The sequence below is a fragment of the Halomonas denitrificans genome (genome assembly GCA_019800895.1).
In the GTDB taxonomy this organism is placed as follows: Bacteria; Pseudomonadota; Gammaproteobacteria; order Xanthomonadales; family Wenzhouxiangellaceae.
Genome location: JAHVKF010000004.1, coordinates 56,404 through 70,365, shown reverse-complemented (window position 1 = coordinate 70,365; position 13,962 = coordinate 56,404). Strand labels below are relative to the sequence as shown.

At 69.7% G+C, this 13,962-nt stretch carries 8 protein-coding genes; 4 read left to right on the top strand and 4 right to left on the bottom strand.

Annotated features, from left to right (window positions below):
- Positions 1–15: 15 nt before the first annotated feature.
- The 3 genes from KUV67_13450 to hemE are packed head-to-tail and all read left to right on the top strand — an operon-like array spanning position 16 to position 2,718.
- Positions 16–579, top strand: coding sequence for a shikimate kinase (locus tag KUV67_13450; GenBank protein ID MBY6205890.1), 564 nt, complete (start codon positions 16–18; stop codon positions 577–579).
- Positions 566–1,633, top strand: coding sequence for a 3-dehydroquinate synthase (gene aroB, locus KUV67_13445; GenBank protein ID MBY6205889.1), 1,068 nt, complete (start codon positions 566–568; stop codon positions 1,631–1,633). Before KUV67_13450 ends, aroB begins: the two co-directional genes overlap by 14 nt.
- Positions 1,630–2,718 carry a uroporphyrinogen decarboxylase gene (gene hemE, locus KUV67_13440; protein ID MBY6205888.1) on the top strand — a complete coding sequence of 363 codons (1,089 nt, stop codon included), beginning with the start codon at positions 1,630–1,632 and terminating at the stop codon, positions 2,716–2,718. Before aroB ends, hemE begins: the two co-directional genes overlap by 4 nt.
- Here the strand turns inward: hemE and KUV67_13435 are convergent.
- The gene (locus tag KUV67_13435; protein MBY6205887.1) at positions 2,715–6,596 is read right to left on the bottom strand and encodes a hypothetical protein; all 3,882 of its coding nucleotides are present in this window, start codon (positions 6,594–6,596) and stop codon (positions 2,715–2,717) included. The two genes, hemE and KUV67_13435, sit on opposite strands and share 4 nt — an antisense overlap.
- 88 nt (positions 6,597–6,684) lie before the next feature.
- Here KUV67_13435 and KUV67_13430 point away from each other — a divergent pair, with 88 nt between their 5' ends.
- Positions 6,685–7,392, top strand: a complete 708-nt coding sequence (locus KUV67_13430; GenBank protein ID MBY6205886.1) for a 2OG-Fe(II) oxygenase family protein — start codon at positions 6,685–6,687, stop codon at positions 7,390–7,392.
- Between the two features lie 173 nt (positions 7,393–7,565).
- Here KUV67_13430 and KUV67_13425 read toward each other — a convergent pair whose 3' ends face one another.
- From KUV67_13425 to tkt, 3 genes are all read right to left on the bottom strand, one after another.
- On the bottom strand, positions 7,566–8,552 hold the full coding sequence (locus tag KUV67_13425) for a class I SAM-dependent methyltransferase (protein MBY6205885.1): 987 nt from the start codon (positions 8,550–8,552) through the stop codon (positions 7,566–7,568).
- A gap of 407 nt (positions 8,553–8,959) precedes the next feature.
- On the bottom strand, positions 8,960–11,611 hold the full coding sequence (locus tag KUV67_13420) for a TonB-dependent receptor (GenBank protein ID MBY6205884.1): 2,652 nt from the start codon (positions 11,609–11,611) through the stop codon (positions 8,960–8,962).
- A gap of 312 nt (positions 11,612–11,923) precedes the next feature.
- Positions 11,924–13,945 carry a transketolase gene (gene tkt, locus KUV67_13415; protein MBY6205883.1) on the bottom strand — a complete coding sequence of 674 codons (2,022 nt, stop codon included), beginning with the start codon at positions 13,943–13,945 and terminating at the stop codon, positions 11,924–11,926.
- Between the last annotated feature and the right edge of the window lie 17 nt (positions 13,946–13,962).

Below are 13,962 nucleotides of genomic sequence, written 5' to 3'. Positions count from 1 at the left end.
GTTGAGCTGGATCCAGTGGCGCCCGAACCCGCCGAGCGCGACAACATCTTCCTGATCGGACCGATGGGGTCGGGCAAGACCACGCTGGGCCGCCGCGTCGCCCCGGCGCTGGGTCGGGAGTTCATCGACCTCGACGAGGAGCTCGAGAAACGCTGCGGCGTCGAAGTGGCCGTGATCTTCGAGATCGAGGGCGAGGCGGGCTTCCGGGACCGCGAGCACGCGCTGCTCTCCGAGGTCGCGGCGGGCACCGGACGGGTGATCGCCACGGGCGGCGGCGCCGTGCTGCGCGAGGACAACCGGTCCCTGCTGCGCGCCGGCGGCCTGGTGGTCTGGCTCAACGCCAGCGTCGCCCAGCAGCTCAAGCGCCTCGAGCGCGACAAGCGCAGGCCGCTGCTGGCCGCGCCGGACCGTCGCGAGCGGCTGACCCGGATGGCCGAGCAGCGCAACCCGATCTATGCCGAGGTCGCCGACGTCGTGTTCGAATCCAGGAATCTCCCGCTGCACCGCATGGCCCAGGCCCTGGAGCAGACGATCCGCAACCACCGCAGGGACCGCAGGCGAGGCGATGACCGCACTTGAACTGAACCACGATCGCGGCCGCTGCGCGATCGACATCGCCCCCGGCCTGCTCGACGATCGCTCGGCGCTGGCCGATGCGGTGAGCGGCCGGGTCCTGATCGTCACCGACCGCAACGTGGCCGCCCATCACCTGCCCCGCGTCGAGCGAGCGCTCGCCGCGCACCGCCCATCGACGCTGGTACTTCCTCCCGGCGAGCCGTCCAAGACGCTGGCGTCCTGGACGCAGGCGCTCGATGCGCTGGTCGATCTCGGTGCGCAGCGCGACGCGACCATCGTGGCCCTGGGCGGCGGCGTGGTCGGCGACCTGGCCGGCTTCGCGGCAGCCAGCTGGATGCGCGGCATCCGCGTCGTCCAGGTGCCGACCACGCTGCTGGCCCAGGTCGATGCGGCAATCGGCGGCAAGACCGGGGTGAACCTGCCGGCCGGCAAGAACCTGGTCGGCGCCTTCCACCAGCCGGCCCGGGTGCTGATCGACCCCACCACGCTGACCACCCTGGACGGCCGCGAGTTCCGCGCCGGGCTGGCCGAGGTAGTCAAGTACGGTGCCATCCGCGACGCCGCGTTCCTGGACAGGCTCGAGTCCGACGCGCCCTGGCTGCTGGACCGCGACGCCGATCGACTGACCGCGGCGATCGAACGCGCGGTACGGCACAAGGTCGAGGTCGTCGCCGACGACGAGCGCGAGGCCGGCCAGCGCGCCCTGCTCAATTTCGGTCACACCTTCGGCCACGCGCTGGAAACGGAGACCGGCTACACCCGGTTCCTGCACGGCGAAGCGGTGGCCGTCGGCATGGTCCAGGCCGCGCGCCTCGGCGTGCTGCTCGGCGACCTGGCCGCCGACGATGCCGACCGCCTGGCCGGACTGCTCGAGCGGCTCGAACTACCGACCCGACGGCCCGACGACGTCTCGCCGGCCGCCCTGGCCGAGCACATGAAGCTCGACAAGAAGAACCAGGCCGGCCGGATCCGGCTGGTCCTTCTCGACGCACTCGGGGCGGCCCGGGTCCGCGACGATATCGACCCGGAACGAATCCTGGAGGTCCTCGAACAATGAACTCGTCCTCATCGAACCCGCCGTCCGCCAACCCCCGCCACGATAGCCGCTTCCTGAAGGCGCTGCGGCGCGAGCCGGTCGACCGCACCCCGATCTGGCTGATGCGCCAGGCCGGCCGCTACCTGCCCGAGTACCGGGCCACCCGGGCGAAGGCCGGCGACTTCCTGACCCTGGCCGGCACCCCGGAGCTGGCCTGCGAAGTCACCCTGCAGCCGATCCGCCGCTACGGCTTCGACGCGTCGATCCTGTTTTCCGACATCCTGATCCTGCCGCACGAGATGGGCCTGGGGCTGCATTTCGTCGCCGGCGAGGGGCCGAAGTTCCACACGCCGATCCGCGACCTGAAGCAGATCCACGCACTGCCGCGGCCCGACCCCAACGAGGCCACGGGCTACGTGATGGACGCGGTCCGGATGATCCGCGCCGAACTGCCCGAGGACACCCCACTGATCGGCTTCGCCGGCAGCCCGTGGACCGTGGCGACCTACATGATCGAAGGCGGCAGCAGCAAGGACTTCGCGCGCGCCAAGCGCCTGTTGCTGCAGCACCCGGACGACGCGGAGCGTCTGATCGCCCACCTCGCCGACAGCACCGCCGACTACCTCGTCGCCCAGGTCGAGGCCGGCGCGGATGCGCTGATGGTCTTCGACAGCTGGGGCGGCGTGCTGTCGCCGGCGCTGTTCCGGCGCTTCTCGCTGGCCGGCATGCGGCGGATCGTCGAACGGGTCCGGGCGGCCTGCCCCGACACCCCGATCGTCCTGTTCGCCAAGGGCTGCGGTGCCCACCTCGAGGCGCTGGCCGACACCGGCTGCCAGGGGCTGGGCGTGGACTGGACCACGTCGCTCGGCGAGGCCCGACGACGCGTCGGCGACCGGGTCGCGATCCAGGGCAACCTGGACCCGACCGTGCTGCTGACCCGGCCCGACGTGATCGAGGCGGAAACGAAGCGCGTACTCGCCGACTTCGGCGACGGCCCCGGACACATCTTCAACCTCGGCCACGGCATCACGCCGGAGGTCGACCCGGACCACGTCGACGTGCTCGTCGATACCGTGCGGCGCGAAAGCGCGAAATCCGCGACCTAGCGTCCAGCGGCCAGCGCGGCATCGATCAGCGCGCCGACCGACCGGCTCTCGTTCAGCGGCGCGCGCAGCCAGCCCGAACCGCATCGAGGCGGCTCCGGCGACAGGCACAGGCACAGGCATCGGCAGCCGGCCTCGCGCGCCTGCTCGAGCTTCGCGTCCGCACACCGTCCCGGATCGTGGATCAGCGCCGTGATCCCGGCCCAGTCCCGCCCGTCGCTCGGCGGGCGGACCAGTTGCAGCTGCCATCGTCGCGCCAGCCAGAGCAGCGCCCGGCGATCGGTCGGCTCCACGTCGACGGCCACCCGGCAGCCGCGCAACAGCTCGCCGCCCACCGGCGTCGGAGTCGGCGTCGCACCCGGCGTCAGGACGAGTACGTCAGGAATCTCGACGACGAACCGACTGCCGCCGAGACGCCGCGGCCCGACCTCGATCCGCCCCCCCATCGCGGCGGCCAGGCGCCGGCAGATCGCCAGGCCGAGGCCGACGCCGCCGGCGCGGCGGGTCATGCTCGGCGAAGCCTGCTCGAACGGCTCGAACATCCGCGCCCGCGCCGAAGAAGGGATCCCGGGGCCCGTATCCGTGACCGAGCAGACCAGCGCGCCGCCAGCGGCGCGGGCCTCCAGTTCGACCGCACCCTCGACCGTGAACTTGACCGCGTTGCTGAGCAGGTTGCCGAGAATCTGTCCGAGGCGCAGGGCATCGGCCATCGCCACGTTCGGCAGGTCGGGATGAATCCGCAGGCGCAGGGCCAGCCCCTTGCGGTGGGCATTGGCGGCGTGCAGGTCGACGATCCGCTCGAGCATCGGGACCAGCTCGAAGGGCCGGGGCTCGATGCGGATCTCGCGCGCCTCGATCCGGGACAGGTCCAGCACCTCGTCGAGCAGGCCGCGAAGCTGCCAGGTCGAGCGCGCCAGGGTCTCGACGATGTCCGCCTGCTCGCCGTCGAGCCGGGTCTCTCGCAGCATTGCCAGCATGCCGCTGAGCGCGTGAAGTGGGGTCCGGATCTCGTGAGAGACCGTGGCCACGAAGTCCGACTTGGCGGCGCTGGCATTCTCGGCCGCCTCGGCAAGGCGTCGCCCGTCGACCAGCGACAGCGACTGGTCGAGGAGCTGGGCCGACGTGGCCCGAAGCAGCGCGAGTCGACTGCGGATTTCCGGACGGCGCAGCCGATCGTCGCCTTCGATCGCGATCTCGGCGAGCGCGCCGCGCTCGCCGCGCAGCTCGAACACGTGGCGGCCGCCGGGCGACGAAGCAACGGGCCCGTCGGTCGCCCTGTCGCTTTCCGTCGATCCGGCCACGCCGCTCGCCCGGGGGAACCCTGGATGCAGAAAGCGGAACTCGACCCGGTCCGCGTGGGTCAGCGCCTGCACCACCTGGACGATCGCCTGGCGCAGCGCTTCGGGCTCGAGGCTGCGGGTCAGGCGAGCGAGCACCTTGCGCTGGGCATCGACCAGTTCGCGCTGGTCTCGCGCACGCCGACGCTGGACGGAGCGGAGCTGGCGCCTGCGCCACGCCATGCCCGATCCGCCGACGGCGACCAACCCGACCATCAGGTAGGCGGCAAGGGCCGGCGCCGCCCGCCACGGCGGAGGGGCGATCCGCAGGTCCACCGCGTCGCCGACCCGGTTCCAGCGACCGGCGGCATTCGCCGCCTGGACCTCGAAGCGGTACCGACCGGGCGACAGGTTGCCGAAGTACCGCCGACTCATGCCGGTGTCTTCGTACCAATCGTCTTCCCAACCGCTCAGGCGGACCCGGAAGCGGTTCCGGTGGGGGTTCAGGAACGACAGGGCAACGAACTCGAACTCGATCGAGTTCTCGTACCAGGCCAGCTCCAGCTCCTGGCGCGGTCCCGACGGCAGGGTCCAGCGGCGGTCCCCGGCGCGCACCGAGGTCAGGTGCACCGGCGGCGGCCGGACCGAGCCATCGATCAGGTCCGGTACGACGCGCAGCACGCCGTCGGTGGTCGCGGCGAGGAACCCGTCGTCCGTGGCCAGCGCCCCGCTCGCCTGGAACCGAACCGTGGGCAGCCCTTCGTGCGCGGAAAAGACCCGGAAGCGGCCCGATTCCGGCTCGAGACGGGACAGGCCGGTCGTCATCAGCAACCAGATCGAGCCCTTGTAGGCGAACATCCGCTGGATGCGCCCCGGCGGCAGCCCGTTTCCTGCCACGAAGCGGTCCTCGAGTCGCAGGCCGGCTCCGTCGATCGAGAACCGCTGCAACAGCGAATCTCCGGCCACCCAGAGGTCGTGTCCGTCGAACAGCCAGCTGTCGTTCAGCGCGCGTTCCGCGCGGTGGATGATACGGAAGTTCCCTGATCGGTCCTGCCGAGCGATCGTTCGTCGCCCCAGCAGCCACCACCGTGCATCGGGCCCCCGCTCGACGTCGAGCAACGCCGATTCACTCAATCCGGTGCCTTCGAGCTCCGCCTGCGACCAGCGCCGGATCACGTCGCCGCCGGCATCGATCTCGATCAGTTCGCGTTCGGACCCGAGCCAGAAGCGGTCGTCGTCTCCGGCCTCGAGGAACCGGAGGATGGCCGGCACGTCGCCGTCGGCTTCGTAGTGGACGGTCCGTTCACCGCGGTCGGGCCGGTAGTGGATCATCCGGCGATCGGTGAGCAGGCGCAGTCCATCGGCGCTCGCGACCACGTCCCGCAGGTCATGGGCGCGGCCCAGCCGGGCCGCCGCGTGCAGTTCTCCGATCCGACCGTCCGGGTCCAGATGCTGCAAGCCCCGCTGGGAATCCAGCAACCAGGCCCCGCCCGCGGGGTCGGCGGCCATCCGCTCGATCCGCGACAGGGCGAGCGGCCCACCGTAGGGGATGTGGCGGAAGCCCCGCCACGCCGGCGACAGGCGAGCCAGTCCGCGTCCACTGGTGCCGATCCACACACCGCCTTCGGCGTCCACGCCGATCGACGCGATCAGCAATCCGGCCAGGCGGGGTTCGCCGGCGGCGCTGGAGTCGGTCCGGATCACCACTTCGGGGCCGGCGGCGCCGGCCTCCCAGCGAGCCACGCGCCCGGGCTCGGCCAGCCACAAGCTGCGGTCGGGCGCCACGGCCAGCGCGGTGACCGTCCCGTCGACCGGCGCACTGGCCTCGAGCCGCCAGCGATCGGCGTGTCGGCGGAATCGCCGGGTCCCGCCCTGCCCGGCCACGACCAGCGCATCGGAATCGACGAACTCGAACACGATGCCGCCTTCGATGGCCTCGCCGTCGGGCTGGCGCACCGGGTGGAAGTCCGGCGCATCGGCCGATTTCGACCGGTACAGCGTGGTCAGGGTCATCAGCCACGGGTGACAGTCCGGGCCGATGCGCAGCTCGAGATTGAAGCCGTCATCGGGCACGGCCGGGTCGCCGGCCGGCCAGGTCTCGATCGAGTTTCGAGCCGAGTGGACGCGGGCCAGGCCACCGCGGGCGAAGGCAAGCCAGATCCAGCCGTCGCAGCCCTCGGCGATCGACCAGATGAACCGTCCCGGCAGCTCGCCGCCCGCCTCCGCGCTCGGCCAGTGACGCTCGACCGAGCGGCCGCGCAAGCGGACCAGGCCCTGGTCGGAGATGCCGGCCCAGACCGAGCCGTCCCGCGCGGCCAGCATGCTCATCACGTTGTTGCCCGGCAGGCTGTCGGCCCGGTCCGGGTCGTGGCGGAGCACGGTCAGCCGGTGGCCGTCGTGGCGCACCAGGCCGCCGCGGGTCCCGATCCACAGGTAGCCGAGGCGATCCTGGACGATCGTCTCGACCGCTTCGCTCGGTAGACCGTCGGCCGCATTCAGGAACGACACGGCCGGACGGGCGATCGCCTCGTCCGGGGTCGTGTCGGCCGCCGCGGCACACGGAACGAGCGCGGCCGCTGCCAGGCAGACGCGTATAATCCGCATGAAATTCAATCCCAACGCCAGCGTCGAGGATAGCGGATCGCGAAACGGCGTTCCAGCGGTCCCGGACGCTGCAGCCCGGAACCTGCCGATGTCCGATTCGCCCTCTTCCGCACGTCCCGAATTCCAGGTCGTGCCGACCTTCGCCGTGCCGCTGGTGATCTGCCACCTGCCCGACCCGGAGCCCCTGAACCGGGAGCTCAGGACCCTGTTCGCGTCGATCGAGGCCCAGGGCGACACCTACGCCAACCCCGAGCCCTTCGTGGCCCGGAACAAGGAACTCTACGAGAGCAACTTCACGCTCTTCGACTGGCCCCAGGCCTGCGTGCAGAAGCTGCGCGAGTTCTGCCTGCGGAGCCTGTACCGGGCCATCGGCGAGCTCAACGGCTACGACACGGCAATGCTGCAGCGCCTGCACATCGCCACCGAGTCGTGGTTCCACACGGCACGCAAGGGCGGCTACTTCGGCGCCCACAACCACCCGCTGCATTCGTGGTCGGGCGTGTACTGCGTACAGCACGACGGTGACGACCCGGAGACCGACAGCGGCAAGCTGACCTTCATCAACCCCCTGTCGATGGCGACCACCTACACGGACATGGCGGTGGCCAACCTGAAGATGCCCTACAGCTACGCGATGCGGAAGGACCGGCTGGTGCCGGGGCAGCTGGTGCTGTTCCCCTCGTGGCTGCTGCACGAGGTGATGCCCTACGACGGCGACACGCAGCGCATCACGGTCGCCTTCAACGCACGCTTCAAGCTGGCCGGCGCGCAGCCGGCGCAGGTTCCGCGGCCGTGACGACGAAGGCCTGAGGTCCAAGCCCATCCGGAGCCGGACGGCCCGTCGTTCGCCCGCAAGCGCCCTCCAACAGGCAACCCTCCAATCGAGGCCAGCGCCCGTTGGAGGGCGCTTGCGCTCGAATCCCTTTCAAGCAACCCTTCGATCCGACCCCGGCGCCTGTCGGAGGTCGATCAACCCCGGGAGACGTCGTTCCCCGGTTTCGAGAACAGGAAGCGATGACCCACGGCGTGGGTTCCGCGATAGGTCAGCGGGCCGTGCTCGTCCAGCACCAGGCCGGCCTGTTCGAAGTGCCCTGCGAACTGCTCGGGCGACGCGAGCAGGCGGTGAACGCCGAGCATCTGGTCAAGGCGGGAGCGGCCGTCCTCCAGCTGCTCGACCGCATCGATGACCGCCTTGCGCTGCGCCTGCAGCTGGCTCGTCGTCCAGCGGCCGACCTGGCCGGTCAGGCCCAGGACGTAAGCGAACAAAGGCGAGGCCGCGGCCCCTGAAGTCCGGCGAACGGCGGCATCGATCTCCCCAAGGGCCCGGACGAAGCGGTCGCCATCCAGCGCGCCGGCTCGCCAGTCCCGCGCGCGCTGGAACAGGCCGCAGTCGGCCAGCACTTCGTACTGTTCGAGCTCCTGCTCCATCGTCGCCCGCATCGCGCTGTCGGTCGCGTGCGTCAGCAGGGCCAGCCGCCCGCCCGGTTTCAGCACGCGCGCGCACTGGCCGGCCGCCGCATCCGGCTTGCAGTACTCGATGCCGTACTGGCTGGTGACCAGGTCCTGGCTGGCGTCTTCGAACGCGGCCTCCTCGAAGGGCCGACCGCCGACGAAACGGATCGAGTCGACGTGGCGAGCCAGCGCGGGAAAGCGCTGGCGAATCAGTTCTGGCCGAATCTCGGCCCGGTCGAGCGCGACGATCCGGGCCCCGACGCCGAGGTCGGAAAGCGCTTCGGCCAGCAGCAGGGCGACGGCCCCGTTGCCGGTGCACACGTCGAGCACCGCTGCACCGTCGGCCAGCGGAGCGCAGCGCGCGCGCCAGAACTCGCGGATCTCGCCGTCGTAGTTGGCCTGGAAGTCTTCGGGCAGCGACGTGAGGGCGCCGCTGGCCCAGTACCTGGACCAGGCGCGTTGCTGCAGCGATGGGGAGTCGGCGGGATCGGACGGGGCGACCATGGAATCTCGAACGTCTTGCGTGGCGGGATGATAGCAGTCCGCAGGCCGCGTCTGCCCCGAGTGATCGGGTTCGCTCGCGAGCTCACTCCCACAGGCGGCAGGGCCGGCCTCCTGCGGCAGCGGATGCTCCGATGGAAGAACGCTTCGGCAAGCGCGGAACGCGGTGGGGGTCCGGAGTGCGGGGAGGTCGGTGCGGGGTTCGCTCGCAAGCTCACTCCCACAGGCGGTAGGTCGATGCAGGAATGCTTCGGCAAGTCCAGGACGCGGAGGGAGTGCGGGTTCGCTCGCAAGCTCACTCACACAGACCCACTTCAGCGGAGACTCCAAAAAGGAAACGGCCCGGAAGGCCGGGCCGTTTCGTGGTGCTTCTTCAAGCCAGAACCCGAAGGTTCGGCCGACAAGCGAACTTAGAAGTTCTGCTTGTAGCGGACGTACGGGATGCGGCCGTAGCCGTCGTACAGGCTGAAGTTGAAGCCGCGACCTTCGCCGTTGTCGAGGACCGGATCCTTGTTGGCGATGTTATCGACACCAACGGTGACCTGGCCGTTCCACGGCGTGTACCAGTTGGCCTGCAGGTCGTGGGTGATCCACGACGGCAGCGGGCCGGTGTTGTCCAGCGAGTCGTTCTGGTCATCGATGTAGTTCATGACCCAGGCGAACGCGAAGTCGCCGATCCGGTACTCGGAGTTCAACGTGGCACGCCAGCGCGGCAGGCCGTTGTCGCCGGCGACGTTGGCGCCTGCATCGGTCTCGTAGACACCGACGTAGGTACCCTGGGCGTCGACGCGCAGGCTGCCCATGTCACCGAAGTTCCAGTTACCACGCAGGTTCACGTCGAAACCTTCCGTGTCGATCGTACCCAGCGACGCGAAACCGCGCTGCAGGTACAGGATCTGACCGGTGTCCGGGTTACGAGCGACACCCAGGCCCAGGCTCGGGTCCGGCGGCGAAGCGCCGGCCGGCAGGTTGGACAGTCCCGGCGGGCAGTTCTGCGAGGTGCCGTTCAGGCAGTTGATGATCTGCTGAGCACCGATGGCCGCGACGCGGTCTTCGATCTCGATCTTCCACCAGTCCACGGAACCCGACAGCCAGTCGAACGGCTCGAAGGCCGCACCGACGTTGAACTGCTCGGACTTCTCGGCATCCAGGTTCGGGTTGGCGATCACGAAACCGGTGATCTGGACCGCCTGGGTCGGCGGCACGCCGAAGGCAGCGGCGGTCGGCGGATCGATGACGCCGTCAGCGGAGAACGACGGACGGGCCGACAGGATGTCCAGGGTCGGAGCGCGGAAGCCCTCACCCCAGGACGCACGCAGCGTCAGCTGGTCCAGCGGCTGGTAGCGGATGGCCAGCTTCGGCGAGGTGGCATCCCCGAAGTCGGAGTAATCGTCGTAACGCAGGGCGCCCGAGATTTCCAGGTTGTCCAGGACCGGGACCAGGACCTCACCGAAGAACGCGGTGATGTCGCGGCCGCCGGACGCGGAGTTGCCCGCCGAACCGGTGATGTTGCCGTTGGCCTGCAGGTCGTCGTAGATGTCCTTGTAGTCCTCTTCGCGGTACTCGGCACCGAAGGCGAGACCGACCGGGCCTGCCGGCAGGTCGAACAGGTCGGTGCTGGCGTTGGCGTAGAAGTCCTTGGACAGGTAGTTCGCGTCACGACCGATCGTTGCGGTGAACGACTGCAGGACGTCCTGCGGCACGTTGAACGGATCGTAGATGTTGTACGCGCCGCTGGTGATCTGCGGCTGCGCCAGCGCGGACACGATGTAGTTGCGGCCGACTTCGGTGTACTGCGACTCGACACGGCGTGCGCCGAACTCGACGTCGAAGTTGCCGATGCGACCCTGCACACCCAGGTCGACGTCGTACAGCTGAGCGTCGGTCGAGGTGTCACGCGGGCCGTTGGCTGCGAAGCGGTGGGTCAGCAGCAGGATGTCGTCCGCGACGCCCTGGTAGGTTTCCCACAGCGGGTTCTGACCGCCGGCACTCGGCGGGGTCGCCGGGTGGTTCGGGGTGCCCGGCTCGAGCACGATGGCACCGAAGCCACCGACCAGCCACGGCGAGGACGGAACCGGCGCGTAGCGGCCGAACGACTTCACGCGGTTGACCTGGGCGTTCATGAACAGCGACCAGTCGGCGTTGATGTCGAAGCGCGAACGCGTGAACAGCGACTCGTTGCGGGTGGCGGCTTCGTCGGCCGAGACCAGCGTGAAGTCGTAGGCGCAGAGACCGGAGCTGGTCAGGCTGAAGCCCGGGCCGGTGCAGCCTGCCACGTTGCCCGGGCCGCCGTTCGGGCCCTGGCCGGTCAGGAAGCTGAAGCCGGAGGTCAGGAAGTTGTTCGAGAAGATCGACGCACCACCGCGCGACCACGGACGGTCGGCTGCGAAGATGATTTCACGCTCGTCGTAGGACACGCCGACCATGATCTGGCCGCGGTCGCCCGACAGGCCGAAGATCGCGGACGCTTCGTCACGATCGCCGCCTGCACGCTTCGGATCGGAGGTGCCGACCGTCAGCTCGACGCCGGTGAAGTCCTTGCGGGTGATGATGTTGACCACACCGCCGATGGCGTCGGAACCGTACACGGCCGAAGCACCGTCGGACAGGATTTCGATGCGCTCGACAGCCGCCAGCGGAATGGCGTTCAGGTCCTGCGCCGAACCGACGTTCGGAGCGACCGGAGCACGCTTGCCGTCGATCAGCACCAGCGTACGACCCGAGCCCAGGGCGCGCAGCGAAACGCCGGCGAAGGACTGGGCGGACGAACCGGACTGCGGACGGAACGATCCGGCGCTGTTGAACGGGGTATCGCGAAGCAGGTCGGCGACCGAGGTCTTGCCGGAGAACTCGATCTGCTCGCGGTCGATGACCGTGACCGGGAGCGCGCCTTCGATGTCGGTGCGCTTGATGCGCGAACCCGTCACCTCGACACGATCGAGGTCTGCTGCTTCGTCGTCCTGGGCAAAGGCCGGGGCGGCCGTTGCTGCCAGGCCGGCAACCACGCCCGCGCCCAGCGCGTAGTGGATTGCCGCAGCAAGTGGATTACGAATGTCTTTCATTTAAGACTCTCCATTTTGTCTTGATTTATCGCTTTCGATACTAGTATCGACGGCATGTCGACGGACTGCACCGAAGCCGCCCCTCGACTCGCGAGTCGGGACGGCCGGGTAGGTCCAGATTCGATACTAGCACCGTTGTTCGGGAATGAAAAGGTTTCGTTAAGGCCGCGTTCGGGCATCGAAAAACCCTGCGATTGAGCTACAACTCGCTGATCGAAATATTGTTTTTCCGGACCCTTCACGCACCCCGCCGATCTCGGTGAGCGCACCGGGCTGCCCGGCGCGCGGCACTCGGTGCCACGCGATCGGCGATCAGCGACCGAGCAGGTCGCGGACTTCGCGCACGATGCGGTCCGCGGTGAGGTCGAAGTGGCGAAACAGGTCCCCGGCCGGCGCCGAGGCGCCGAAGGTGTCGATGCCGACGACCCGGCCGCGATCGCCGACCACGCCGCGCCAGTAGGCGCTGACCCCCGCTTCCACCGCGATCCGCGGCACGTCGGCCGGCAGCACCCGGTCGCGCACATCCGCGGCCTGGGCCAGGAAGCGCTCGGGCAGCGGCATCGAGACCACGCGGGCGGCGATGCCGTCGGCGGCCAGGGCGGCCGCGGCCTCGACGGAGATGCCGACTTCCGAACCGGTCGCGATCAGCACGACGTCGGGCGTGGCGTCCGTATCGCGCAATACGTAGCCGCCCGTTGCGACGGCGGCCAGCTGCTCCGCCGTGCGCGGCTGGTGCTCCAGCCCCTGCCGGGTCAGCACCAGTGCGGTCGGCCGGTCGCGGCGAAGCAGCGCCTCGCGCCAGGCCACGGCGGTCTCGGCCTTGTCGCACGGACGCCAGACCTCGAGCCCGGGAATCATCCGCAGGCTGGCCACATGCTCCACCGGCTGGTGGGTCGGGCCGTCCTCGCCGAGGCCGATCGAGTCGTGCGTGTAGACGTGGATCGCCCCGGTCGGGATCAGCGCCGACATGCGCACCGCGTTGCGCGCGTAGTCGGAGAACACCAGGAAGGTGCCGGTGTAGGGAATGAAGCCGCCGTGCAGGTGCAGGCCGCTGGCGATCGCGGTCATGCCGAACTCGCGCACGCCGTAGTAGATGTAGTTGCCGTCGCCCGGGCGGTCGAGGATATCGACGCTGCCCGACCAGTCCGTGTTGTTCGAGCCGGTCAGGTCGGCCGAGCCGCCGAGCAGCTCGGGCAGCAGCGGGCCGAAGGCATCCAGCGCCTTGCCGGAGGCCTTGCGCGTGGCCACCTTGCCGTCGTCGGCCTGCATCGCCTCGACGATGCGCTCGGCCTCGGCGTCGAAGTCCTCGGGCAGCTCCCCGCGCATGCGCCGCTCGAATTCCGCGGCGGCGTCGGGGTGCGCCTGCCGGTAGCGTTCCCACAGCCGGTTCCACTCGTCTTCCAGGGCCCGGCCGCGCTCGCGCGCGTCCCAGGCCGCGCGCACGTCGTCGGGAATCTCGAAGGGCGCGTGGGGCCAGTCCAGCGCCTCGCGCGCCGCGGCGATCTCCTCGTCGCCGAGCGGCGCGCCGTGCGTCGCCGCGGTGCCCTGCTTGTTCGGCGAGCCGAAGCCGATCGTGGTCTTGCAGCAGATCAGGGTCGGGCGCTGGTCGTCGCCGCGCGCCTCGTCGATCGCCCGGCCAATCGCATCGGCGTCGTGACCATCGACCGCCTCGATGACCTGCCAGCCGTAGGCGCGGAAGCGGGCCGGCGTGTCGTCGGTGAACCAGCCGTCGGTCTCGCCGTCGATCGAGATGCCGTTGTCGTCGTAGAACACGACCAGCTTGCCGAGCTTCCAGGTGCCGGCCAGGGAGCAGACTTCGTGCGACACGCCCTCCATCAGGCAGCCGTCGCCGGTGAACACCCAGGTGTGGTGGTCGACCAGGTCCATGCCGTCGCGGTTGAAGCGCGCGGCAAGGAGCTTTTCTGCCAGGGCCATGCCGACCGCGTTGGCCAGGCCCTGCCCCAGCGGACCCGTGGTGGTCTCGACGCCGGGCGCCTCGCCGTGCTCGGGGTGGCCGGCGGTCGGCGAGTGGAGCTGGCGGAAGTTCTTGAGGTCGTCGATCGAGAGGTCGTAGCCCGACAGGTGCAGGGTCGAATACAGCAGCATCGATCCGTGCCCGTTGGACACCACGAAGCGGTCCCGGTCCCACCAGCCGGGATTGCCCGGGTTGTGCCTCAACACATTGTTATAGAGGACCTCGGCGATGTCGGCCATGCCCATCGGCATGCCGGGGTGGCCCGAGTTGGCGCGCTGGACCGCGTCCATGGACAGGGCGCGGATGGCGTTGGCGAGGTGGCGGCGCGGCGGGCGGTGCTGGGTCGGGTCGGAGGCCATCGATCTTCCTGCGGTGG